Source organism: Rugamonas sp. FW305-51 (genome assembly GCF_058786935.1).
Window position 1 is genome coordinate 69,601 of record NZ_JBYSZG010000006.1, and the last position, 24,614, is coordinate 94,214.

21 protein-coding genes and 1 riboswitch are annotated in these 24,614 nt (G+C 66.6%); of the genes, 13 read left to right on the forward strand and 8 right to left on the reverse strand.

What is annotated here, in order from left to right:
• Nucleotides 1-39 precede the first annotated feature (39 nt).
• The gene (locus AC3WOS_RS06470) at nt 40-1,188 is read left to right on the forward strand and encodes a PilT/PilU family type 4a pilus ATPase (protein ID WP_492715184.1); all 1,149 of its coding nucleotides are present in this window, start codon (nt 40-42) and stop codon (nt 1,186-1,188) included.
• Between the two features lie 12 nt (nt 1,189-1,200).
• Here AC3WOS_RS06470 and AC3WOS_RS06475 read toward each other — a convergent pair whose 3' ends face one another.
• Nucleotides 1,201-1,959, reverse strand: a complete 759-nt coding sequence (locus AC3WOS_RS06475) for a DUF4386 domain-containing protein (RefSeq protein ID WP_492715053.1) — start codon at nt 1,957-1,959, stop codon at nt 1,201-1,203.
• 142 nt (nt 1,960-2,101) lie between these two features.
• On the opposite strand from AC3WOS_RS06475, the gene AC3WOS_RS06480 reads away from it, so the two are divergent.
• The 5 genes from AC3WOS_RS06480 to AC3WOS_RS06500 all read left to right on the forward strand — a co-directional run bounded on the left by AC3WOS_RS06480 (nt 2,102) and on the right by AC3WOS_RS06500 (nt 7,810).
• A complete protein-coding gene (locus AC3WOS_RS06480; protein WP_492715054.1) occupies nt 2,102-3,154 on the forward strand; it encodes an AraC family transcriptional regulator in 1,053 nt (350 codons plus the stop codon).
• A 151-nt stretch (nt 3,155-3,305) separates the two neighbouring features.
• Entirely contained in the window at nt 3,306-3,662 is a 357-nt protein-coding gene (locus tag AC3WOS_RS06485) for an ArsC family reductase (RefSeq protein ID WP_492715055.1), read from the forward strand.
• 15 nt (nt 3,663-3,677) lie between these two features.
• Nucleotides 3,678-4,811 carry a succinyl-diaminopimelate desuccinylase gene (dapE, locus tag AC3WOS_RS06490; protein WP_492715056.1) on the forward strand — a complete coding sequence of 378 codons (1,134 nt, stop codon included), beginning with the start codon at nt 3,678-3,680 and terminating at the stop codon, nt 4,809-4,811.
• Between the two features lie 68 nt (nt 4,812-4,879).
• Nucleotides 4,880-5,767 carry a 50S ribosomal protein L3 N(5)-glutamine methyltransferase gene (prmB, locus tag AC3WOS_RS06495; protein WP_492715057.1) on the forward strand — a complete coding sequence of 296 codons (888 nt, stop codon included), beginning with the start codon at nt 4,880-4,882 and terminating at the stop codon, nt 5,765-5,767.
• Nucleotides 5,768-5,815: 48 nt separating this feature from the next.
• A complete protein-coding gene (locus AC3WOS_RS06500) occupies nt 5,816-7,810 on the forward strand; it encodes an ATP-binding cassette domain-containing protein (RefSeq protein WP_492715058.1) in 1,995 nt (664 codons plus the stop codon).
• Between the two features lie 55 nt (nt 7,811-7,865).
• On the opposite strand, the gene AC3WOS_RS06505 is transcribed toward AC3WOS_RS06500, so the two are convergent.
• Nucleotides 7,866-8,387, reverse strand: coding sequence for a chemotaxis protein CheW (locus AC3WOS_RS06505; RefSeq protein ID WP_492715060.1), 522 nt, complete (start codon nt 8,385-8,387; stop codon nt 7,866-7,868).
• Nucleotides 8,388-8,561: 174 nt separating this feature from the next.
• On the opposite strand from AC3WOS_RS06505, the gene AC3WOS_RS06510 reads away from it, so the two are divergent.
• Together AC3WOS_RS06510 and arfB are read left to right on the forward strand one after the other, a co-directional pair.
• Entirely contained in the window at nt 8,562-9,665 is a 1,104-nt protein-coding gene (locus AC3WOS_RS06510; protein ID WP_492715061.1) for an HDOD domain-containing protein, read from the forward strand.
• Complete coding sequence (gene arfB, locus AC3WOS_RS06515; protein WP_492715062.1) at nt 9,662-10,072, forward strand: alternative ribosome rescue aminoacyl-tRNA hydrolase ArfB; 411 nt, start codon at nt 9,662-9,664, stop codon at nt 10,070-10,072. Before AC3WOS_RS06510 ends, arfB begins: the two co-directional genes overlap by 4 nt.
• Nucleotides 10,073-10,098: 26 nt before the next feature.
• Here the strand turns inward: arfB and AC3WOS_RS06520 are convergent, their stop codons facing one another.
• The 3 genes from AC3WOS_RS06520 to AC3WOS_RS06530 form a co-directional block, all read right to left on the reverse strand.
• Nucleotides 10,099-11,961: a flagellar assembly protein A gene (locus AC3WOS_RS06520; RefSeq protein ID WP_492715063.1), complete on the reverse strand. Its 1,863-nt coding sequence runs from the start codon at nt 11,959-11,961 to the stop codon at nt 10,099-10,101.
• 109 nt (nt 11,962-12,070) lie between these two features.
• Complete coding sequence (locus tag AC3WOS_RS06525) at nt 12,071-13,972, reverse strand: flagellar assembly protein A (RefSeq protein ID WP_492715064.1); 1,902 nt, start codon at nt 13,970-13,972, stop codon at nt 12,071-12,073.
• A 184-nt stretch (nt 13,973-14,156) separates the two neighbouring features.
• Complete coding sequence (locus AC3WOS_RS06530) at nt 14,157-14,519, reverse strand: hypothetical protein (protein ID WP_492715065.1); 363 nt, start codon at nt 14,517-14,519, stop codon at nt 14,157-14,159.
• Between the two features lie 260 nt (nt 14,520-14,779).
• Between AC3WOS_RS06530 and ompR the strand changes: the two genes are divergently transcribed.
• Both ompR and AC3WOS_RS06540 read left to right on the forward strand, forming a co-directional pair.
• Nucleotides 14,780-15,547 (forward strand): osmolarity response regulator transcription factor OmpR, encoded by a 768-nt coding sequence (gene ompR / locus AC3WOS_RS06535; protein ID WP_492715067.1) that lies wholly within the window; start codon nt 14,780-14,782, stop codon nt 15,545-15,547.
• A gap of 15 nt (nt 15,548-15,562) precedes the next feature.
• Entirely contained in the window at nt 15,563-16,942 is a 1,380-nt protein-coding gene (locus AC3WOS_RS06540) for a sensor histidine kinase (RefSeq protein WP_492715068.1), read from the forward strand.
• 9 nt (nt 16,943-16,951) lie between these two features.
• Here the strand turns inward: AC3WOS_RS06540 and AC3WOS_RS06545 are convergent, their stop codons facing one another.
• Complete coding sequence (locus AC3WOS_RS06545) at nt 16,952-17,422, reverse strand: hypothetical protein (RefSeq protein ID WP_492715069.1); 471 nt, start codon at nt 17,420-17,422, stop codon at nt 16,952-16,954.
• A 250-nt stretch (nt 17,423-17,672) separates the two neighbouring features.
• Here AC3WOS_RS06545 and AC3WOS_RS06550 point away from each other — a divergent pair, with 250 nt between their 5' ends.
• A complete protein-coding gene (locus AC3WOS_RS06550; protein ID WP_492715070.1) occupies nt 17,673-18,383 on the forward strand; it encodes a hypothetical protein in 711 nt (236 codons plus the stop codon).
• A gap of 24 nt (nt 18,384-18,407) precedes the next feature.
• Here AC3WOS_RS06550 and AC3WOS_RS06555 read toward each other — a convergent pair whose 3' ends face one another.
• Nucleotides 18,408-18,884, reverse strand: a complete 477-nt coding sequence (locus tag AC3WOS_RS06555) for an Imm26 family immunity protein (protein WP_492715071.1) — start codon at nt 18,882-18,884, stop codon at nt 18,408-18,410.
• A 144-nt stretch (nt 18,885-19,028) separates the two neighbouring features.
• Nucleotides 19,029-19,126, forward strand: a riboswitch (TPP riboswitch).
• Nucleotides 19,127-19,212: 86 nt separating this feature from the next.
• Here AC3WOS_RS06555 and AC3WOS_RS06560 point away from each other — a divergent pair.
• Both AC3WOS_RS06560 and AC3WOS_RS06565 read left to right on the forward strand, forming a co-directional pair.
• Complete coding sequence (locus AC3WOS_RS06560) at nt 19,213-21,339, forward strand: TonB-dependent siderophore receptor (RefSeq protein ID WP_492715072.1); 2,127 nt, start codon at nt 19,213-19,215, stop codon at nt 21,337-21,339.
• Nucleotides 21,340-21,554: 215 nt separating this feature from the next.
• A complete protein-coding gene (locus AC3WOS_RS06565) occupies nt 21,555-23,768 on the forward strand; it encodes an HD domain-containing phosphohydrolase (RefSeq protein WP_492715073.1) in 2,214 nt (737 codons plus the stop codon).
• Between the two features lie 46 nt (nt 23,769-23,814).
• Here AC3WOS_RS06565 and AC3WOS_RS06570 read toward each other — a convergent pair whose 3' ends face one another.
• Nucleotides 23,815-24,537: a hypothetical protein gene (locus AC3WOS_RS06570; protein WP_492715074.1), complete on the reverse strand. Its 723-nt coding sequence runs from the start codon at nt 24,535-24,537 to the stop codon at nt 23,815-23,817.
• Between the last annotated feature and the right edge of the window lie 77 nt (nt 24,538-24,614).

Consider the following 24,614-nt stretch of genomic DNA (forward strand, 5'->3'; position numbering starts at 1 on the left):
CCCCCGGGGGGGCCGACCGATCCACACGAGGAGAGTGCCATGGCCATGGAGCGCCTGTTCCAGCTGATGAAGGAAAAAAACGCGTCGGACATGTTCTTCGCGGTCAATTCACCGGTCCACATCAAGATCAACGGCAACCTGATCCCCATCAACCAGCAAAAGCTGGAGCCGGACAACATCACCGTGCTGCTGGCCGAAGTGTGCACGCCGGCCCAGATGGCGGAGCTGGAGCGGGAAAATGAACTCAACATGGGCATCTCCGTGCCCAACCTGGGGCGCTTCCGCCTGTCGGCGTTCCGCCAGCGCGGCAGCATCTCGGCCGTGTTCCGCTTCGTGCCGGCCAATATCCCCGTGCTGGGCGAACTGCGGCTGCCGCCCGTGCTGTCGGACCTGATAATGGAAAAGCGCGGCCTGCTGCTGCTGGTCGGCTCCACCGGATCGGGCAAGTCCACCACCATCGCCTCCATGCTGGACCACCGCAACGAACTGCGCCCGGGCCACATCCTGACGCTGGAAGACCCGATCGAGTACCTGTTCAAGAACAAGAAGGCCATCGTCAACCAGCGCGAGATCGGCAGCGACGCCAGGGATTTCGCCACGGCGCTGCGCAATTCGCTGCGCCAGGCGCCAGACTGCATCCTGATCGGCGAGATCCGCGACAAGGAAACCATGGCCGCCGCCATGGCCTACGCCCAGTCGGGCCACCTGGTGCTGGCCACGCTGCACGCCAATAACAGCTACAACGCGCTGAACCGCATCATCTCGTTCTACCCGATCGAGAACCGTCCCGCCCTGCTGCAGGACCTGTCGTCCACCGTCAAGGCCATCGTCTCGCAGCGCCTGGTGCGCTCCATCAACGGCGGCATGCGCACGGCGGCGGTGGAGGTGATGCTCAACACGCGCCATATCGCGGACCTGATCGAAAAAGGCGAAATCGGCCAGATCAAGGAAGCGATGGACAACAGCATGTCGCCCGGCTCGCAGTCGTTCGAGCAGGCGCTGTACAAACTGGTGCAGGATGGCGCCGTCAGCCAGGAAGAGGCGCTGGCCAATGCCGATTCGTCCACCAACCTGCTTTGGCTGCTCAACAATGGCCCCGACAGCAAGCTGGCCCAGGCCGCCGAACCGGACGCACCGGCCAAGCCGGCGCCGGATACGTCGTTTACCGAGTTCACGCTCAACACCTGAAACGCGGTCGGCTCACCGCGCGCCGGTCCGTAGCGCGGCCGGCCCGGCGCCGGCCCGCGCGGCCTGTCCGCCCATCGGCTGTTCCAGCCTCACGCCGCGCAGCAGCAACCACAGTCCGGTAACGATCTCGCTGACAAAAATGGGCGCAAAGCCCAGCTGTATCGTCTCCCGGTATTCCGGCATGACGAGACTGGCCACACTGGTGCAGGCCACCAGTAACGAGGCGCAGATGCCAAACACCGACTGCACCTTCGGCAAGTACGCGCCCTTCAGGAACAGGCTGAAAAACAGCACCGAGCCCACGCTGAAAAACAGCGTCGAGAGATGGAAGCCGACAAAATGGCTGTTACGCGCCACCGTCATCAGCGCCTGCCACTGTTCGGGGCCGGCCGCTCCCGCGCCGTTAAAGCTCGTGTAGATGCGCAGCTGGTCGAAGCTGAAGATGATGGCGACGGCACCGATAAAGATCTCCCCCAGCCGGAACAACAAGGCCATCTGCGCCAGCCGTTCGTTCACCGGCCTGACGACGACGTACAGGGCGTAAGCCAGGACGATGGTGCACACGGGCGCCATGGTCTGCAGGGCCAGCGCCACGCGGTACAGCCGTTCGGCCGACGCCGCACCATGGGCCGCGGCGGCAAAGCCGCCCTCCCCGACGATGCCGCCGATGATGAATTCCCCGCTCATGAACATGACGATCAGCAGCAGATACACGCCACCGGCGATGCGTGCGTAAAAATTCCGTGCTGGTCCATCCAGGTCATCGTACATTGCGCATTCCTTTTCTGTAGATTCGGTTATTGTAGTATTCTTGCAATCTTAAATACCCGCCAATCATATCCCACTCGCCCCCGCAATAACATGACTCCAGGCGCCAACCACATGACCGCAGGTTGCACGGCACGTCCCCACCATGACTGAATTGACGGTGGCGGCCGGCATCGCGCGGGGCTTGATGGAACTGGCCGTGGCCAGGGGCGCCGCCGCCGATGTGCTGGCGCAGCGCTCCGGCATCGCGCCGTCCATGCTGCAGGACCAGGACCGGCGCGTGCCGTTCGCCGCCTACGTGGCCCTGATGCGGGCCGCCAAGGAGCTGTGCGGCGATCCCGCGCTGGCGCTGCACTATGCCGAGCAGATCGACCTGTCGGAAGTGTCCATCGTGGGCCTGCTCGGCCACGCCGCCGAGACCATGCTCGACGCCTTCGCCCAGCTGAACCGCTACGGGCAGCTGGTGGTCGAAGTGGAGGTTGAAGTTGAAGCTGAAGCCGGGGGCGCGACGGCCGCCAGCCGCTTCCGCCTGGCGCGCGAACACGATGGCTTATGGCTGATCGATACCCGCAAGCACCCGGACCGTTTTCCGGAGCTGACCGAATCGACCTTTGCCCGCATGGTGTGCGGCACGCGCCGCTTTGGCGACACGCCGTTTGTCACCGCGGTCCAGGTCACCCATGCCGATCCAGGCTATCGCGCCGAATATGAGCGCATCCTGCGGGCGCCGGTGGCATTTGGCAGCGCCAGGAACGCGATGCGCATCGACGACGCGTGGCTGACCCACCGCATCGCACTGCAGCCGCGCTACGTGTTCGGCATCCTGAGCCAGCATGCGCAGGCGTTGCTGGAGCAGCTGGAGCAATCGAAATCGACGCGGGGCCGTGTCGAGTGCCTGTTGATGGCCGTGCTGCACACCGGCAGCGCCAGCATGGACCTGGTCTGCGCCAGACTCGGGCTCAGTCGCCAGACCCTGTTCCGCAAGCTGAAGGCGGAGGGCACCACGTTCGAGCAGGTGCTCGACCAGTTGCGCCACACGCTGGCGCTCCATTACCTCGACGGGAAGCGCGCCTCGGTCAACGAAACGGCTTACCTGGTGGGCTTTTCCGATCCGGCCGCGTTCTCGCGCGCGTTCAAGCGCTGGACCGGGTGCAGCCCGCGCACGCGCCAGGCGCGCGGCCCTGTGTCGGGCTCCTGACGCCACCCGCCGTGTCGCCGGACCCAAACGGGAGGCCCCGGCCATGTTATTCTATCGGGCTTTGTCCGTTCCCGACGCCGCCCACTGTCCGCGCACAACGCCCGCGCGGCTGGATGATGCGCAAAAAATAACATTGTAAGTGTCTGATCGTATGCATAAAATTACCCTCTACGGCATCCCCAACTGCGACACCGTCAAGAAAGCCCGCGTGTGGCTGGCCGACCAGCAGCACGAATTCGCCTTCCACGATTTCAAAAAGCAGGGCCTGACGCGCGACGTCGTGGCCGGCTGGCTGCAGCAGGTGCCGCGCGACGTGCTGGTCAACCGCAAGGGCACCACCTGGCGCGCCCTGTCGGATGCACAGAAGGCGGCCGTGGTGGATGACGACAGCGCCATCGCCCTGGTGCTGGCCTTTCCCTCCATCGTCAAGCGCCCCGTGCTCGACAAGGACGGCCAGTACGCGGTCGGCTTCTCGGCCGCCCAATACCAACAGATTTTCAATCCCTGACCCCAACAATCCCCCATGATGACTTCCAAGACCCTGGCGCTGACGGAAAAACTGATCGCCCTCTCCTCTGTTACCCCGGACGACAAGGGCTGCCAGCAGCACCTGATCGACCTGCTGTCGCCGCTGGGCTTCGCCTGCGAAGTGATCGAATCGAACGGCGTGACCAACCTGTGGGCGCGGCGCGGCACGACGGCGCCGCTGCTGGTGTTTGCCGGCCACACGGACGTGGTGCCCACCGGCCCCGTTGAACAGTGGCGTTCGGAACCGTTCAACCCCACCCACCGCGACGGCAAGCTGTATGGCCGCGGCGCCGCCGACATGAAGACCTCCATCGCCGGCATGGTGGTGGCGTGCGAGGAATTCATTGCCGCCCATCCCGACCATCAGGGTTCGATCGGCTTCTTGATCACCAGCGACGAGGAAGGCCCGGCCATCGACGGCACCGTGGTGGTGTGCAATATGCTGCGCGAACGGGGCGAACAGCTCGACTACTGCATCGTGGGCGAACCGACCTCCGACGAGACGCTGGGCGACATCATCAAGAACGGCCGCCGCGGCTCGCTGTCGGCCAGGCTCACCATCAAGGGCATGCAGGGCCACATCGCCTACCCGCAACTGGCGCGCAACCCGATCCACCTGGCCGCGCCGGCACTGGCCGAACTGGTGGCCGAGCGCTGGGACGAGGGCAATGAATACTACCTGCCCACCTCCTGGCAGATGTCCAACATCCACGCCGGCACGGGCGCCAACAACGTCATCCCCGGCGAGATGGTGATCGACTTTAACTTCCGCTTCTCCACCGCCAGCACCCACGAAGGCCTGAAGCAGCGCGTGCACGCCATCCTCGACAAGCACCAGCTGCACTACGACCTGAAATGGACGCTGGGCGGCCTGCCCTTCCTGACCCCGCGCGGCACGCTGAGCGACGCACTGGCCGCCGCCATCCGCGCCGAAACGGGCGTGGAGACGGAACTGTCGACCACCGGCGGCACCTCGGACGGCCGCTTTATCGCGCAGATCTGCCCCCAGGTGATAGAATTCGGGCCTCCCAACGCCAGTATCCACAAGATCGACGAGCACATTGAGCTGCGCTTTGTCGATCCGCTGAAGAATATCTACCGGCGCACGCTGGAAAACCTGCTGCGCTGACCCCCGGCCCGGGGCGCCCCACGGCGCCCGGCCCGCGGGCCAACCTTGACCGTTATACCGAGATTGCCATGACTACGACTCCCTTCACCACGCCGCGCGACCTGCTGCGCTACGCCGTCACCCGCTTCAACACCGCCCAGCTGTTCTTCGGCCACGGCAGCGCCGAAGCGCTCGACGAGGCGGCCTACCTGATCCTGCACACGCTCAAACTCCCGCTCGACAAGCTCGATCCGTTCCTGGACGCGCGCCTGCTGCCGGAGGAAGTGGCGGCCGTGCTGGCCGTGATCGAGCGCCGCGCCGTGGACCGCGTGCCGGCCGCCTACATCACCAACGAAGCGTGGCTGGGCACCTACAACTTTTACGTCGACGAGCGCACCATCGTGCCGCGCTCCTTCATCGCCGAGCTCATTCCCGAGTACTTCGCGCCGTGGGTCAATGAGCCCGACAACATCGCCAACGTGCTCGAACTGTGCACCGGCTCCGGCTGCCTGGCCATCATGCTGGCCGACGCCTTCCCGGATGCCCAGGTCGACGCCGTCGACATCTCGGCCGACGCGCTCGACGTGGCGCGCCGCAACGTGGCCACCTACAAGCTGGAAGACCGGGTACACCTGATCCAGTCCGACCTGTACGCCAACGTGCCGGCCAAGAAGTATGACCTGATCATCACCAACCCGCCCTACGTCAACTCCGGCTCCATGGCCAAGCTGCCCAAGGAATACCTGGCCGAACCGCAGATCGCCCTCGACGGCGGCAGCGACGGCATGGACCTGGTGCGCAAGATCGTGGCCGGCGCCGCCGAACGCCTGACCGACGACGGCATCCTGATCGTCGAAATCGGCAATGAACGCGAGTTCGCCGAAGCGGCCTTCGGCCACCTGGGCCTGACCTGGCTCACCACCAGCGCCGGCGACGACATGGTGTTCCTGCTGACGGCCGACCAGCTCAAACTGTAATCACCGAACAACCTCGCCGGCCACCGCGCCGGTCTTCAAGAAGACAAGATGATCCGTTTTATTCAAGTAAGCCTGATGCGCGGCATAAAGCCGCTGCTGGAGCAAGTCGACGTTACGCTCAACCCGGGCGACAAGATCGGCCTGATCGGCGCCAACGGCGCGGGCAAATCGAGCCTGTTCGCCATGCTGCGCGGCGAGCTGCATCCCGACCAGGGCGAAATCGACTTCCCCGCCAAGTGGCGCATGGCTTACGTGGCCCAGGAAACCCCGCCGCTCGAACGCGCCGCGCTCGACTACGCGATCGACGGCGACGTCACCCTGCGCAAGCTGGAGGCCGAACTGGCGCGCCTGGAAGCGGAACCGGAGTCGCATGACAACGGCATCGCCATCGGCGAGATCTACAGCGCCCTTGCCGACGCCGACGCCTACACCGTGCAGTCGCGCGGCGAACAGCTGTTGCTGGGCCTGGGCTTCTCGCTGGACCAGATGCAGCAGCCGGTGGCCAGCTTCTCGGGCGGCTGGCGCATGCGATTGAACCTGGCGCAGGCGCTGATGTGCCCTTCCGACCTGCTGCTGCTGGACGAGCCGACCAACCACCTGGACCTGGACGCCATCATCTGGCTCGAGGACTGGCTGAAACGCTATGCCGGCACCCTGATCATCATTTCGCACGACCGCGACTTCCTCGACGAGGTGGTCAACGTGGTGGTGCACATCGACGAGCGCAAACTGAAGCGCTACTCGGGCAACTACTCGAGCTTCGAGCGCCAGCGCGCGGCGCAGATGGTGCTGGCGGCCGGCGCGCTGGAAAAGCAGCAGCGCAAGCGCGCCCACCTGGAGTCCTTCGTCAACCGCTTCAAGGCCCAGGCCTCCAAGGCACGCCAGGCGCAAAGCCGCATGAAGGCGCTGGCCAAGATGGAAGAACTGGCGCCGCTACGCGCCGCCGCCGAATTCTCGTTCGAATTCCGCGAGCCGCTCAACGCCCCCAACCCGCTGCTGGTGATGGAGGACGTCAACGCCGGCTACCGCATCGAGGACGACAAGACGGGCGACGTGGCCACCAGGAGCATCGTCCACGGCATCAACTTCTCGCTGCAGATCGGCCAGCGCATCGGCCTGCTGGGCGTGAACGGCGCCGGTAAATCGACCCTGATCAAGACCATCGCCGGCGACCTGTCGCCGCTGACGGGCACCTCCACCACCGGCAAGGGCCTGACCATCGGCTACTTCGCCCAGCACCAGGTGGAGATGCTGCGCCACGACGAATCGCCGCTGTGGCACCTGGCCAAGATCGCACCGACCACGCGCGAGCAGGAGCTGCGCAACTTCCTGGGCGGCTTCAACTTCCCCGGCACCATGGTCACCAGTTCCATTGCGCCGTTCTCGGGCGGCGAAAAGGCGCGCCTGGCGCTGGCCCTGATCGTGTGGCAGCGCCCCAACCTGCTGCTGCTGGACGAACCGACCAACCACCTGGACCTGGAAACACGCGAAGCGCTGACCGAGGCGCTGGCCCAGTTCGAGGGCACGCTGGTGGTGGTCTCGCACGACCGCCACCTGCTGCGCGCCACCACCGACCAGTTCATCATCGTGGCCGACGGCAAGCTGCAGCCGTTCGACGGCGACCTGGACGACTACAAGGATTGGCTGTTCCAGACCAAGCTCGGTAAAGGCACCGACGTGCTGCCGGCCGCCGGCAAGGCCAACAAGACGGACTTCCCCGTGGCCTCGCCCGTGGCGCCGGCCGCCGCTCCGGTGGTGGACCGCAAGGACCAGAAGCGCCAGGCGGCCGAAGACCGCCAGCGCCTGGCCGCGCTGCGCAAGCCGCTGGAACAGAAGATCAAGCGCCTGGACGACCAGATCGCCAAGCGCAGCACGCAAAAATCGGAAGTCGATGCCCAGCTGGCCGAGCCGGCCATCTACGAGGCGGCCAACAAGGCCAAGCTCAAGCAGCTGCTGGCCGACCAGTCCTTCTTCACCAAGGACCTGGCGCAGCTGGAAGGCGAATGGCTGGAACTGCAGGAACAGCTGGAGGCGCTGGCCTAACTGGCAACTGCGCTGGCACCTGCGTTGGCCACCGCGCCGGTGGCGCGCGCTGCGCTCACGCGGCCTGGCGCGCGCCGATCGGCACTTTGCGGATCGACATCAGGCGGTCGATGTCGACCACGATCAGGCGCCGCCCGTCCACCTCCCCCAGTCCCAGCAGGTAATCGACAGGCTGGCCCGCCCCGGCACCCGGGATGGGCTGGATCTGTTCCGCGCTCAAGCAGACGATGTCCGTCACGCCGTCCACCACCATCCCCATCACACAGCTCGACAGCTTGAGGATGATCACGTCCGTCATCGGGTCATGCTGCTGCGGCCGGGGACCGAACGCGATGCGCATGTCGACGATGGGCATGATGACGCCGCGCGATACGGCCACGCCGCTGATGATTTCACCGTCAGTGGCGAAGCGCTCCAGTGCCTTCAGCGGGCGCAGTTCCTGCACCTTGCGAAAGTCGAGCGCATATTCCAGGCCGCCCAGCTGGAAACTCAGGTACTGCTGGACGGCCGCTTCGACCGGTGCCGTTCCCGGCAGCGGAGGCGTGGCGCTGGCGCATTGCGTTTTCGCGGTTGGCATGGTGGTCCTTTCGTCCGAAGATCGGCGCTGCGGCGCCAGCCGCGCCGCAGCGTCCAGTAACAGGCATGTGCCATCCTAACCGCCGCCCTCCGGGCCGATGTTGAGCAGGCTCAATGATTGCCCGCGACTTCCAGTTTGCTACAATGGGCGTCCCCCTTCCTCAAGGTGCGTCCGATGTTCGACTGGATCAAACGCTTGTTGTTCCCGGACCCGGGCGCTGGCCCGGCATTGCCGGAACCGGCCGGCCGCGCAGTGCCGCCCGCATCGGCGCCCAAGCCGGCGCCCGAGCCGCCGCCCAAGACCGCGCCTGGTGTGCCAGTTGCGGCGCCGGCGTCCGGCCCAGCCGCTGCGGCGGCCACCGTCCCCAGCTTCGAGCAGCAACATGCGCTGGCCGAATCCTGCCAGCGCTGGCTGTTTGGCGCCGCCGCCGACGGCCTCGATTTCAGTGCGCGCGAAGACCAGGTCCTGGGCGGGCTGGCCGCACTGCTCGCATCGGACCAGTCGAGCGCCGAACTGGTGGGGCGCATGCCCGGCCTGGTGCCGCAGCTGCTGCAATGCCTGCGCAACCCGCAGTTTTCCGGTGCCGACGTGGCGCGCAAGATCTCCGGCGACGTCGTGCTGGTGTCGGCCGTCATCCAGCTGGCCAACAGCGCCGCCCAGCAGCACGCGCACAGCAAGGCCATCGCCAGCATCGAGCAGGCGGTACTGGTGATCGGCCAGGAAGGCTTGCGCCAGCTGGTCACCGCGGTCGCGTTCCGGCCCATCTTCAACCTGCAGTCCGGCCACTACACGCGCCAGCTGGCGCCGCGCCTGTGGGAGCTGTCCGAGCGCAGCGCGCTGGCCGCCCGCCGGCTGGCCGCCGGCGCCGGTGTCGAGCCGTTCGATGCCTTCCTGGCCGGCCTGCTGCTCGGCGTCGGCCTGTTGGTATCGTTGCGTGTGATGGATCAGGCCAGCGCTTCGGGCGCGCTGGGCTCGCCCCTGTTCTGCGCCCGGCTGCTGCGCATGGCGCACGGCCTGTCGCTGCGCGTCGCGCAGGAATGGCACTTCGCCCCGGCCGTGATCGGCGCCATCGGCGAACAGCCGCTGCTGATGCAGCGCGGCGGCGCCGCCCTGTCGGACATGGGCCGGCTGCTGGCCTGGGCCGACTACCTGGGCAAGGCCAGCGTGCTGGCCGCCCATGGCGCCATCGACGGCAACGACCCGGACTTGACCGGCGCGCTGCCGCCGCCGGCGCAAGCCTGTTACGCGGCGCTGCAAGGCGCCACGGCGGCGCCATGAACCACACGCCATCGGTCGCCGTCGATCCGCTGGAAGTGGACCTGATCGCCATCCGCGCCCAGGGGCCGGGCGGGCAGAACGTCAACAAGGTGTCGAGCGCCGTCCACCTGCGCTTCGATATCGGCGCCTCGTCGCTGCCGGCGCACATCAAGGAAAGGTTGCTGGCCTTGCGCGACCACCGCATCACGCGCGAGGGCGTGGTGGTGATCAAGGCGCAGCAGTCGCGCAGCCAGGAGGCGAACCGGGAAGATGCCCTGCGCCGCCTGCAGGAACTGGTGGACAGCGTGGCCGTGCTGCCGCCGCCGCGCCGCGCCACCCGCCCCACCCGCAGCAGCCAGCGCAAGCGCCTCGACAGCAAGAGCCTGGCCGGCGAGCGCAAACAGCTGCGCGGCAAGGTCGTGCTGTAAGGCGGGGCGCCGCGGCGCCAGGTCCGCTACTCGTCCAGCGCCCAGTCGACCGAGCCGCTGGCGCCCGAGAACAGCACCGGCAAACGGCTGCCGGCCGTGCGCAGCATGGTCTTGATGACCTTGGGCGAGCTGTCGTACAGCGGCCCCATGTCCGGATTGAACACCATCGAGCGCACCGTCACGTCGCCGTCCACCAGCCGCACGATGCAGCGCGAACCGCGCACCACCATCTGCTTCTGGCGCCGCACCAGCGCCAGCTGCTCGCGCACCTGCTCCTGGCGCACCTGCTCGGCCTTGATTGCCAGCGACAGCTTGGCCACCGCCTTCAGCGTCGGCCCCACGGCGCCGGCCATCTTGTGGAACAGCTGCTCCTGTTCCGGCGTGAGCACCACTTCATGCTTGCGCACGCGGGTGGCCAGGGTCAGGTAGTTGCGCACCTCGGGCTGTCCCGTCAGGCCGTCCATCTCGTGCTTGCGCTGGCCGGCCTCGCGCTCGTGGCGGGCCAGCTGCGCCTCCAGTTCGGCCAGCTTGAAGTCGTACTTGGCCGTATCCGGCACCAGGGCGAACAGCACCATCTCGGCCTGCTTGCGCGGGCCGGCGCTGCCCACTTCTATCCGGCGCGCGGCCACGGCGCAGCCCACGGCCAGCTTGATCACCGCCTCGTCGGCGATGATCTCGCAGTTGACGGCCTCGCCGATCATGACCCGGGTGCCGGAGATGACGCAGTTCTCGGCCCGCGCCAGTGCGATCTCGCCCTTCTTGGTCTGCAGCACGGCGCCCGAGGCCACGCCCTTCATGCGGATGTCGCCGTCGGCGTTGACGGCGCTGCCGCCCACCAGGTTACGGTGCAGGGCGATGGTGCCCCCGCGCGAGCTGATGTTGCCGAACACGTCGCCGTGGATGGTGATGCTGCCCCCTTCCACCACGCGCTGCTCCTGCACCTCGCCGAACTCCTCGTACTCGCCGCTCAGCTGCAGGTTGCCCGTGGTGCGGGCGCTCACCCCTTCCCGGCTGACGATCTTGGGCCCGATCGCGATGCGCTTGCTGGACGAATCCACGTTCAGGAAGCCCTCCACCGCCGCCACCAGGTATTCGCCGTCTGGCTGGTGCTCGATCACGGTGCCGGTGCCGGCCACGCTGCTCAATTCGATGTCGCGCGGCGGCGGCGGCTCGATCACGATGCCCGACAGCTCGTAGCCACGAGTGCCCGGCACACGCGGCACCTTGCGCAACAAGCGGGCGTGGGCCTTGACCTGCGGGAAGCGGTTCTGGAAGGTGTGCCAGTCGAGCCGGCCGTCGGCCATCTCGCGCGGCGCGTTGCTGCGGTGGATATCGCGCGACACCTCGACGAACGAAGCGTCCACCCCCGGCATGGCGGCCAGGCGCCGCGCCGCGACGATGCGCACCACCTTGCCGCCGGCGATGGCCGCCTTGACGGCCGGCGCGTCGATCCCGAAGCGGATGCCCTTGACCCACATGTCGGCCACGAACTCGTCGAAGCTGAGGCGGGCCGGCTCGGGCGGCGCGCCGGGCAGTTCCAGGAACACCGGCTCGAAATAGTATTCGGCCTCGCCATTGACCACCCGCACCGCCTTGTACAACGCGCGCCGCGCCGACAGGAACGGCTCTATGCTGTCGGCAAAGCGGATCTGGGCGTGGTTCTGCAGGCCCTCGGGCAACTCCGGGCCGCAGTTGTAGAGCACGCGGATGAAGACGGAATAATCGAGTCCGGCGAAGCAGGCGCTCGACAGGAACACCTGGTTGACGGCGGCCTGGCACGCCACGGCCTGCGCGTCGGCCTGGAAATACACGCCGTCCGGCCGCTTGACGATGGCCGGCGGCAGCGCCTCATCTTCAAGTTGGTGTTCAGCCGGGGCGTCGTTCGACACAGTCTTCCTCGATCGGGTGGGGGGCATGGCGCCGCGCGCGGGCGCGCGCTACTGCCGGTCAGCGCTTGCAGCGTACCATGAGAGGGCGGGCGCCGTCACCTGCGCGCCGTCAGCCCTGGTGGGTCGACAGGTGCCAGTCCAGCGAGCCGCCGGAGCGGCAGAACAGCTCCTCGCCGCCGACCGGCGTGCCGCGCAGGCGCTGCTTGATGTCCTTGGCCGCCAGGTGGTACAGGGCGCCGCTGTCGGCCTGGAACGGCATGGTGCGCACCACTGTCTCGCCGGCCACCATGTGCAGGCCGCAGCGGGCCAGCCCGGCCGCCTCGGCGCGCTGTGCCGCCACCCGCGCGCAGCGATCGGTGAGCAGCTTGTGCTGGGTCTGGCCGGCCTGCAGGTCCTGGGTCAGCTTGCCCAGCGCCTGCACTTCGGCGGCGACGGCGGCGGCGATCTTGCGCAGGTGCTGGCCCTGCTCGGGCGTGAGCGTCAGTTCCTGGGTGCGCAGCTTGGCCGCCAACGCCAGGTAGCGACGCACGTCGGGCTGTTGCGAAATGACGTCGATCTCCTGCTGCAGCACGGCGTTCGACGCCTCGAAGGCGGCGCTGCGCGCGCGCAGCTCGGCCAGCTCCTGGTCGAACTGGCTCACGTCGCGCACCAGCACATAGATCACCATCTCGGTGCGCTTGCGCGGGCCGCAGCTTTCGATCTCGATATTGCGGCCCGCGATGGCGCAGCCCTCGGCCACGCCGATGCGCACCTCGTCGGCCACGATCTCGCAATTCATGGCCTCGCCCACTTCCACGCTGGTGCCGGCCAGCACGCAATTCTCGGCCCGCCCCACCACCAGCTTGCCGCCGCGCGTCTGCAGCACCGCGCCCGAGGCCACGCCCTTGACGAGGATGTCGCCGGCCGCGTTGTGCACATTGCCGCCCACCAGGTTGCGGCCCAGGATCACCTGCCCGCCCTTGGAATGGATGTTGCCGAACACATCGCCATGGACCGTGATGTCGCTGCCGTTGACCTCGCGCAGTTCCTGCACGTCGCCGAATTCCTCGTAGCCGCCGGCCAGCTCCAGGTTGCCCGTGGTGCGCCCGCTCACCCCTTCCAGGCTGACGATCTTGTCGGTGATGGAGATGCGGTTCGACTTCGCGTCGACGCTGAGAAAGCCTTCCTTGGTCGAGACCAGGTATTCGCCGTCATCCTGCTGTTCGACGGCCGTGCCGTCGCCGGCCAGGTAGCGCAGCTCCAGGTCCTTGGGCGCGTCCGGCGCGCTGGGCATGCCGGCCAGGTCGTAGCCGGGCAGACCGGGCACGCAGGGCAGCTTTTTGAGCAACCGCATGTGCTGCTTGATCTGGGGGAAGCGGTTCTGGAAACTGAGCAGGTCGACCCGCCCGTCCGCCCGCGCGCGCGGGGCGTCGCTGCGGTGGATGTCCTGCGACACTTCCACCACCACCGCGTCCTGGCCCGGTGCCGGTTCCAGCTCGCGCGCCACGGTGATGCGCTCGCTCTTGCCGGCGCCGATGGCATGGGCCACGGCCGCCACGTCCACCCCGAAGCGCACGCCCTTGAGCCACAGGTCGGCCACGAATTCATCGACATCGAGCCTGGCCTGGCGTTCGGGCAGCAAGGTGCCGTCGGGCAGTTCCTCGGCGTCGAGGAAGATGGGGGCGAAGAAGTACTCGGCATAGCCATGTCCCAGCTTGACCGTCTTGTACAGCGCCTGGCGCCCGGGCGCGAACGGCGCCACCGCGGCGGCCAGGCGCAGCAGCGGCGGCTGGCCCGCCAGCGGCGCCGGCAGCGCCGGGCCCACGTCGTACAACGCCTTCATCAGGGCCGCGTAGTCAAGCCCGACGAAATAGCAGTGCGACAGGAACAGCTGGTTGACGGCCGCCACCCGCAGCGGTGCCGGCACGGCCAGGTCGGCGTACACGCCGTCGGCACGCTGCATCAATCCGGCGGGCAGCGCAGCGGCCGGCGCGGCCGCTGGCGTCACTGCCTGGGAAACTTCTGGAACCACGGTATTCCTCCAGCCTGACGGCCCGCGACGGGCGGGCGCACCACGGCGCAGTGCAATTGGGGATGGACGCAAGGGCGCGCACGCCATTGCGTTTAATAAATTAATATTACACCCGAGTCAAGGAATTTTCGAGAAATTTGCGGAACGCAAGATGAAAACCGCCACCACCTTTAGGCCAGATCAATCATCGGCGTGGCGGATGGGCATAAATGTCCTGCCCCACTTCGTTGATCTGGCGCCGCAGGTCGCGCCGCTCGTCGGGCGTCAGGCGGCCGGCGCGGCGCTCCGCGTTGTGGCCGCTCTCCTGCATGGCGCGGCGCTGCTCCTCGGCGCGCGCGTCGAACGAACGGGGATCGAACTGGCGGGGATCGGCCTGGCGGGGATCGGCCTGGCGCTGTTCCGCCTGGCGCTGCTGGAAGCGCTCGGCGCGCAAGCTCTCGCGCATGGGCTGGACGGCACGGGCCTCGTCATGGCGGCCCCCTTCGCCGGGGCCGGCCATGGCGGCCGAGGCGCCCAGCAGGCCACAGCACATGGCCAGCGTGCTCACGGAGGATCGAACGCAAAAACTTGCGCTTGCTGCCGCGTGGAGTGTTTTGTGATCGATGGTCATACTGTTCCTCATCCCTGATACTGGCCCTGGCGGACACGTGGTACGCATCCATGACCGCAGTGTATGATGCTTTATCAGACGCGGTAAGACCAAATGGGTAAAGTTTGTAACAGTTTGTAATGCCCTGCTGCAAACATTTTCGCCCGTCAAATATGACGTTACCATAGCAACATAAATATGACAAATCTGGCAGGATCATGACTACGAACGCAACAGAATCGAGCAACACCCCGGCCAACCAACATGGCCACCAAGCCAAGATTATGGTAGTGGACGACGACGTCCGCCTGCGCGACCTGCTGCGCCGCTACCTGACGGAACAGGGCTTCAACGTCTTCACGGCCGAAAACGCGACGGCCATGAACAAGCTGTGGCTGCGCGAGCGCTACGACTTGCTGGTGCTGGACCTGATGCTGCCGGGCGAGGACGGGCTGTCGATCTGCCGCCGCCTGCGCGGCGCCGGCGACCAGACCCCGATCATCATGCTGACGGCCAAGGGCGAGGACGTGGACCGCATCGTGGGCCTGGAAATGGGCGCCGACGACTACCTGCCCAAGCCGTTCAACCCGCGCGAGCTGGTGGCCCGCATCGGCGCCGTGCTGCGCCGCAAGGGCCCGGACGAGATTCCGGGCGCGCCGTCGGAAACCCCGCAGACCTTCGAGTTCGGCCAGTTCGTGCTCGACCTGGGCACCCGCACGCTCAAGAAGAATGGCGAGACGGTGCCGCTGACGACGGGCGAATTCTCCGTGCTCAAGGTGTTCGCGCGCCATGCGCGCCAGCCCCTGTCGCGCGAAAAGCTGATGGAACTGGCGCGCGGGCGCGAATACGAAGTGTTCGACCGCAGCCTGGACGTGCAGATCTCGCGCCTGCGCAAGCTGATCGAACCCGATCCGTCGAGCCCGCTGTACATCCAGACCGTGTGGGGCCTGGGCTATGTGTTCATCCCGGAGGGGCAGCCCCGCTAACTGGGGCAGCCGCGCATGAAGCTTTCCGCACCGCTCCCTCCGCTCCGATACTTGTTCAATTTCAGCTGGCTCAAAAGCGGCCTGTTCTGGCGCACCTTCGTGCTGCTGGGCGCGTTGACGACGATGAGCATGACGGCCTGGGTCGGCATGATCAGCATCGTCCAGCACGAGCCGCAGGTGCAGCAGATCTCGGCCCAGGTGATCTCGGTGGTCACCATCACCCACGCCGCCCTGACCCACTCGGCGCCCGAACTGCGGCGCGAGCTGCTGTTCGACCTGGTATCGAACGAGGGCATCCGCGTGTTCCCGCTGGAGGACGACGACAAGGTGGCGCCGCCGCCCGACAACGCGCTCATGCCCGACATCGCCGCGCTGGTGCGGGCCAAGCTGGGCGCCGACACCCGCTTCTCGTCCGAGGTGAACGGCGTGGCCGGCTTCTGGGTCAGCTTCAAGATCGACGACGACCAGTACTGGCTCATGCTCGAGCGTAACCGCATCCGCGGCCTGACGGGCATCCAGTGGCTGGGCTGGGCCAGCGTGGTGTCCATGCTCTCCCTCCTGGGCGCGGCCCTGATCTCCAGCCTCATCAACCGGCCGCTGGCGCGCCTGACGGCCGCCACCCGCGCTTTTGCCCAGGGCAAGCGCCCGGCGCGGCTGCCGGAACGGGGACCGAAGGAAATCCGCGATGCCAACCGCAGCTTCAACCAGATGGTGGACGAACTGCAGCAGGTCGAATCGGACCGCGCCGTGATCCTGGCCGGCATCTCGCACGACCTGCGCACGCCGCTGGCGCGCATGCAACTGGAAGTGGAAATGGCCAACCTGTCGGCCGAGGCGCGCGACGGCATCCAGTCCGACATCGGCCAGATGGACGCCATCATCGGCCAGTTCCTCGACTACGCCAAGCCGACGGAGGCGTCGAGCTTCATCAACGTCGACATCAGCGCCCTGCTGCAGGACATCGTGCGCGAGGCCGAACGGCTGCCCGACGTGCGCATGCAGGCCGAGATCGCCGAGCGGGCCCACGTGATGGGCAACGCCACCGACCTGCGGCGCGTGATCAACAACCTGATCGAGAACGCGCGCCGCTACGGCAAGACGGCCGGCACCGACCTGGCCGAGATCGACGTGCGCTGCACCATCAAGGGCATGCACCTGGCCAAGCGCATCGTGATCGAAGTGCAGGACCACGGCAGCGGCGTGCCGGACGACCAGATCGAAAACCTGCTCAAGCCCTTCACCCGGCTCGACGCGGCGCGCGGCCAGGCCAACGGCGCCGGCCTGGGGCTGGCCATCGTGGAGCGGGTGCTGCAGCGCCACGGCGCCGAACTGCAGGTGCGCAACCGCGACGGCGGCGGCCTGCAGTTCCAGATCACCATGCGCGCCCTGGGCTGAGCCTGGGCGCTAGCTTACCAGCGCGCTGGCCTTGAGCTGGGCCAGGATGGCGTCCGTGAAATCGTGCGCGATACCGCTGTCCGAACCGAAGCGCGAGGCCGACACCACCACCGTGCGCAGCCAGGCCGGCTCGGCGCCGCGCGCCGCCAGCCTGGCCGTCACCGTCAGCACGACCGAACCGTCGGTGTCGACCGCGATGCTCTCGACCACCAGCATCAGCGCGTGGTCCGGGTGGCCGTCCTGGTTGGCATAGGGCGCCAGGCTGGCCTTCAGCTGCAGCGGCAGTTCGCGCGCCAGCATCGCTTCCAGCGCCACGCTGCGCGCATAGGCGACGCGGCGCTCGTCGTCGCTGGTCTTGGGCTGGCTGAAGGCGCCGCGCTCATGCTTGCTGACCAGCATCTGCGGATGGCGATGGGAGACGGCGATGGCCAGCGTGCCCTTGCCGATCGGTGTGAGCTCGCCCGGGTCCGCCGAGCGCACGATGGCCGCCCCGCCACAGGCCGACAAACACAACAGAACGGATAATGCGGATGCGCGATACAGCCTCGATGGATGGAACATGTTCGGATTGAATGACTCGATAAGTGGCAAGGCCGCCCCCATGCGAGGCGGACGGAAACTATTATTTCATGCGAAAAATATATATTTGCATAAAAATATTATCAAATCAACACAATGCTTGGAGGCCACACTCCAACGCCACAGCGGGACGGGACGCGCGGCGCGGACGGTGCCAACGCGGACGGTGACCGCGCTGCTGGCGCCGCCGGCGCTGGCGTTGCCGATGCTGGCGTTGCTGTACTGCGGCGCCGGCATGGCCGGCGCCGGCGCCCTGGCCAGCCCCGTTTCCCGTCCCGCCACGGCGGCCGAGCTGCGCTCCTTCGACCAGTTCCTGCGGCAGTACGATCCGGCGCCGGGCGCCGGCAAGGCCCAGCTGACAGTGGAACGGCCAGCCGGCAAAGGGCCGTGGCAATTGAGCGCCACCATGGAAACGCCGGCCCGCCTGGCCATGCCGGGCGTGTGCCGGCTCGAACGCAGCGTGTTCCGCCATGTGCCGCGGGCGCCGGACGGCCAGCCGTGGCGCAGCGACGGCATGGCCCAGGCCTATGTATGGCTGGCCGTGGGCGGCCCCTGCGTGGCGCCGGCCCGCCCCGTACGGCTGCTGCAAGCGTTGCCGCCGCAACTGGTGCTGCAACTGCTGAAGGAAAACGCCGCCCTGCTGAACCGGGCCCGCCTGCTCTTTGCCGGCAATACCCAGTGCGCGCGGCTGCGCGCCCTGCCCTTCGCGCTCGAAGCCTTGGGCGCGGGCGCGCGGGCAGCGGGCGCCCCCACCATCTACACGCTGCTGTTTCGCGGCGAGCGGGGCGAACTGGCCCAGGTCGACGCCCGCTACAGCCGGGCCGAGCTGACGGCATGGAATGTCAGTTGCCCGGCACCATAGCGGCCGGGCCCGAGTATTGCGCCGCTAGCCGCGCACGGAGGCCGGCTCCAGCAGGCGCGACAGCAACAGCTCGGCCGAACCGTAGCCGTACAGCGAATCGGCCTCCATGCCCTGGGTGTCGTAAGGCACCGATTCCTCGCGTTCGGAGCGGCTCGGGTCTTGGTCGTTATAGGTCACGCGCCAGGCGCGGCGCAGCGCGTCGGCGCGGCGCAGGTAGGCCGGCATGGGCCACAGGGCCGGATTCCAGTTGACCGTTTCGCCCAGCACGGGCCAGCGCCCGCTGGCCAGCGCCATGTCGCCCACGCGCAGCACGCGCAAGGCGTCTTCGGCCCGCAGCCGGGCCAGCGATTCCAGCGGCGGCAGCTGCGCATGGCGCGGCCCGAACAGGTAGGCCAGCATGACGCGGCTCGACGGCGCCAACCGTGCCACCAGTCCGCAGCCGTAGCCGCCCTCCAGCAGCGGCACCGCGAACCAGCTTCCTTCGTGATATGGCTGCTTCATACATCCATCCTCTTGGTTCAGCACTGCGCCGCCGCCCGGCTCATAAGCCATATCGGCAAGGCGGCGCAAAACTGCAGTGTAGCGATGGCGCGACGGTGGCGGCGCACGCCTCCGGGCGGGCCAACATGGGTCTATGTTACACTCCTGCCTCGCTAGGGGTCCTGGAACGCTGTTCCGGGTGAGAGATACCCTCCGTACCTGATCTGGATAATGCCAGCGCAGGAAAGCGCAAAGAGGTTCCCTCCTTTGACAGCTCCCGCGCTGGTTCCAGCCTGACAAGCAACGAACAACGAGCGCCGCGGCTTAGCCGCGCACCAGAGAGCACACCATGTCCACACCTCATTTCGCCCTGTCCGCCCTGTCCGTGGCGGTCCTGCAAGCCCTGTCCGGCAACGCCTGGGCCGATGCCGACGTCCCCGCCGGGCAAGCCGTCCCCGAAATCATCGTCAGCGGCGCCCGCGTCGCGCCCGGCCACGCCTCCGTGGCCGGCTTCAGCGACATGCCGCTGATGCAGACGCCGGCCTCGGTCACCGTGCTGACCTCGCAGCAAATGTATGACCGCGACATCCGCAGCACGACAGACGCGGCCCGCTACGACGCCGGCCTGAGCGACGCCTATAACGCGGTCGGCTACTCGGAGCAGTTCTCCATCCGCGGCTTCAAGCTCGACAACGCCACCAGCTACCGCAAGGATGGCATGGCCATCTCCGGCGACACCCAGATCCCGCTCGAGAACAAGGAGCGGCTGGAAGTGCTCAAGGGCCTGTCGGGCCTGCAGGGCGGCGCCTCGGCGCCGGGCGGCATGATCAACTACGTCGTCAAGCGCCCCACCAGCGCCGCGCTGCGTTCGTTCCTGCTGGAAGAGCGCGAGCGCGGCACCGTGTACGGCGCCGTGGACCTGGGCGGGCGCTTCGAGGACAGCCGCTTCGGCTACCGCTTCAACGCCGCCGCCGAGCGCCTGCGCTCCTACATCAAGGGCGCCGACGGCAACCGCAAGTTCATCTCCGGCGCCTTCGACTGGCAGATCTCGCCCCAGGCCCTGCTGCAGCTCGATGCCGACTACCAGACCAAGTCGCAAGTGTCGGCGCCCGGCTTCCAGCTGCTCGACAACGTGGCGCTGCCCAACATCGCGGCCGACAACATGCTCAACAACCAGCCGTGGAGCCGTCCCGTCGAGACCACCAGCAGCAACCTGGGACTCAGCTTCCAGTACCAGCTGTCGCCGCAATGGCACGCCACCGTGCGCGCCAACCAGCACCAGTTCAAGCGTGACGACTACACGGCCTTCCCGTACGGCTGCACGGCCCAGTCGCTGTATCCCGGCTTCTGCGGCAACGGCGACTACGACGTGTACGACTACATCAGCCTGGGCGAGAAGAAGTCGCCCCTGAACGTGCAAGCGCTGCTGCAGGGCAGCCTGGCCACGGGCGCCGTGCGCCACGCGCTGACGGTGGGCGGCACTTACTTCCGCAACAGCGAAAAATGGGGCGACTATGTGTACGACTTCGCCGGCGTGAGCAACATCTACCATCCGGTGGTGGTGCCGCCCGTCGAGCGCAGCAGCGGCCCCGTATCCGAACGCCGCCGCAGCAGCGAACGCGCCGTGCTGGCCCAGGACATCGCCAGCCTGACCGATACCCTGGCCCTGCACGCAGGCGCCCGCTACGCGCAGCTCAAGCGCGATGAAGTGGTCGACGCCACCCTGCCGGCCGTCCACACCGACCACGGATTCTGGCTGCCCAACGTGGCGCTGGTCTACAGCCCCGCCGCCACCGTGTCGCTGTACGGCTCCTATGCCCAGGGCCTGCAATACGGCAGCGTGGCCCCGATCGGCACCAGCAACGCCCAGCAGGCACTCGACGCCGGCAAGTCCAAACAGCTGGAAGCGGGCGTGAAGGCCGCCCTGGCCCAGGACCTGAGCATGACGGCCGCCCTGTTCCAGATCCGCCAGGGCCTGGAATACATCGACGCCGCCAACACCTGGGTGCGCAACGGCCAGGACCAGCATCGCGGCATCGAACTGACGCTGGACGGCAAGGTAAGCAAGGAACTGGCCATGGGCGTCACGGCCACGGCCCTGCACACGCTGGCCAGCGGCACCGGCCGCAGCGACATGGACGGCAAGCGCGTCACCAACGTGCCGGCCTTCAAATCGAGCGTCTATGCCGACTACGCCGTGCCGCAGGTGCACGGCTTGAACCTGAACGCCAACTGGCAATACGCGGGCAAGAAGGCCTTCGATCCGGCCAACACGGTGATGGTGCCGGCCTACCATGTGGTCAACCTGGGTGCGGCCTACGTCACGCGCGTGGCCGGTACGGCCACCACCTTCCGTGCCCACCTCGACAACGCGTTCGACCGCTTCTACTGGCGCGACGTGACCCCGGACCTGGGCGGCTACCTGTTCCCGGGCGCCAAGCGCACCTTCCGCGTGTCGGCCCAGTTCGACCTGTAAGGCTGGCAGCCGCCGCGCCGGCCGGCGCGGCGGCGTGGCGTGGCAAAACACCTCAAATCAATTGGCAGCGCCTTCCAGCGCAAGAGCGCTGCCATGATCGGATAAAATGAACCCTGACTTGAGCGCCGCGCCGCGCACTTGAATCCGGACACCATTCCAGGCACGGATGACCACGAGTTGCAAGGCCGCAACTTTGGCAACCGACTGGAGATCACTTGAATTTTCCGCCACGCAGCATCAGAGCCCGCGCCCTGCTCGCTCTCGGTCTGATCTTCGCGGTCGTGCTCGGTGTGGCAACCTATCGCGCCTATGAACGACGCGCCACGGATCTGGCCTATGCAATGGAACGGCTGGCAACCCATGCTCAGCTCATTGCAGAAAATCAAAGCGACGTCATCCGCTTTGCGCAGCAGTTTCTGGAAGTCATGGTGAGTACCGGCAGCGCAAGCAGACTGATACATGAGCCGGATTGCGGAAATTTTCTTCAGCGCTACAAGGCGCGCTCGCCGCACGTTGCCACGGCCGTGTTTGCCACGCCTGCAGGTGCGCTCGCATGTAATGCCGTCGCCTCGTCCGTCCCGACCAACATTGCCGACCGCGATTACTTTCAGCGGGCCTTGCGGACCACCGACGTCGTCGTTGGCAAGGCAGTCACCGGCCGTACCACCGCCAAATGGAGCCTGCCTTTGGCGCAGTCGTTTGCCGACGATGCGGGCAAGGTCGAGGGCGTGGTGGCCGTATTACTGGATCTGGGGTGGATCAACCAGGAGTTCGCCAAAGCCGGCTACCCGCTGGACGCACGGCTAGGCCTGATCGATAGTGACGGCACGGTGCTGGTGCGGTATCCGGACCCCGACGCCCAGATCGCAAAAAATCTCAGGAACTCGCCCTTTTTCAAGACCCTGGTCGCGCAGCACGGAACCGGCACGGCCGAGGCCACCGGCTTTGATGGCGCGCTCCGGGTCTACGCCTTCTCCCATTTCGCGGAAACACCGTCCGGCCCGATCTATCTTTGGGTTGGCATGACCAAATCGTCCATCACGGAAAAGGCCGAACAGCAATTTTACAGCGCGATCTACACCACCGCCGCCATGGTGGTGGCGGCGATACTGACGGTCTGGTTTGGCGCCGAGCGGCTGCTCATACTCCCCATACGGGCGATCGTCGACACTGCGCGCCGCTTAAGCAAAGGCGACTACCGGGCCCGCAGCGGGGTGCCGCACACCGCCAGCGAGATCGGCCGGCTGGCCTGCGCATTTGACGAGATGGCGCTTGCCTTGTTGTCCAACAGCGAAATTCTGCGCCTGAACCGGTCGCTCGAAGTGCTCAGTGGCTGCAACAAGATACTCATCCATGCGACCAACGAAGGCCAACTGCTCGAAGACATCTGCCGGAACATTGTAGAAGTTGGCGGTTATCGCATGGTATGGGTGGGCTATGCCATGGACGATGACGACAAGTCGGTCCAGCCGGTGGCGCATTTTGGCTTTGACGACGGTTATCTGGATACCGTGCAGGTCACATGGGCCGATTCCGAACGGGGGCAAGGCCCTACCGGCAAGGCCATCCGGACCAGAGCGCTACAGGTGAATAAAAGCTTTTCAAGCAATACTGCCGTGAAACCTTGGCAAGATAACGCCACCGTCCGCGGTTACCGCTCCTCCAGCGCCTTCCCACTGGTATCGAATGGCCAGGTGTTGGGGGCATTGACGATCTATTCCGCCACGGAAAATCCATTCAATGCGGACGAGATCAGGCTGCTGGAGGAACTTGCCGCCGACTTGGCCTTTGGGATCACCTCGCTGCGCATGAGCGACGCCAATACCCATAGCCGAAAACGGCTGGAACTGAGTCTGGAGGCGACGGTCCAGTCCATGGCCGCCACCCTGGAACTGAGGGATGCCTATACGGCCGGCCACCAGCGACGGGTGAGCGAACTGGCCACGGCCATCGCGCGGGAACTGGGGCTGCCCGAGGATGACATCCGGGGCATCCATTTGGCGGCTGTCGTTCACGATTTAGGCAAGATTCAGGTGCCCGCCGAAATCCTCGTCAAACCCACCCGGCTCGATGAATACGAGTTCAAATTGATCCAGCGCCATCCGCAAGCGGGCTATGACATTCTGAAGGCCATCGATTTCCCCTGGCCCATCGCTGAACTTGTCCGGCAACACCACGAGCGGCTCGACGGCACGGGCTATCCACGCGGCTTAAAGGGGGACGAGATATTAATCGGCGCGAAAATATTGGCGATAGCGGACGTGGTCGAAGCGATGTCCTCGCATCGGCCCTATCGCGCGGCATTGGGTATCGATATCGCCCTGGAGGAAATCATACGCAACAGGGGCAAGTTCTACGACCCGGCCGTCGCCGATGCCTGCATCAGGCTCTTCAGAGAAAAGGGGTTCAAATTTGGCGTGGGCACGTAAGCCCTTGTCACCTGCGCGGGCCGGCCTGCGAATGTCCGCCAACGCGTCAGAACAGATACTGCAGGCGCATGGTGAAGCTCTTCGCCGCGCGCCCGTTGTTGCGGCCGACCAGATAGGCCGCCTCGTATTTCAGCTCCTTGCCACCGATGTCGCGGCTGCCGAATATGGCCGGGCCGGCGCGGTGCGACTGCCGGTTCAGCGGCAGCCAGTCGTTCCACTTCCCCACTTCGCCGAACGCCTGCAACCCGGGCTGGAACCAGCTTTTCCAGCGATGCTTGACCTGCAGCTGGTAAGCCATCTCCATCGGCCCGCCGTCCTCGGTGCGGTAGTCGCGCTGGAAGAACACGTTGGCGTTGAACTGGGTGCGGCCGATCTCCGTCTGCAGCACGGGGCCGATCTCCAGCGCATAGCCTTCGCTGCGGTCGCGCGGCCGTTCGAGCTTGGTGTGGATGGCCAGGTCGAACGGATACTGGCCCTGGGTCAGCATGTAGTCGTTTTGCCACGCCAGTTCGCTGAACACGGCGCCGCCGCCGTTGAATTTGATCCAGGTGCCGTACAGCTCCGTGTACCAGCGCGACGTGACGCCGTAGCCGATGCCGATCTCGGGCGCGGCCACGGTGCGGCCGTTGTAATGGGCGTTCCAGTACTTGTAATCGACGGAGGCCTGCCCTTCCACATCGTAGGCGGTGACCATGTAGTAGCCGGTGTCGGCCAGGGCGAGGTCAGGCAGCAGGGGCAGCAGGGTGGCAAGCGCGATGAGTTTTTTCATGGCGGGCAGTGCTTGGCGAGTGGGAATGGCCCAATTTAGCGCGCCGCGCGCCCCAATGCAACGGAAAAAATCGCGTT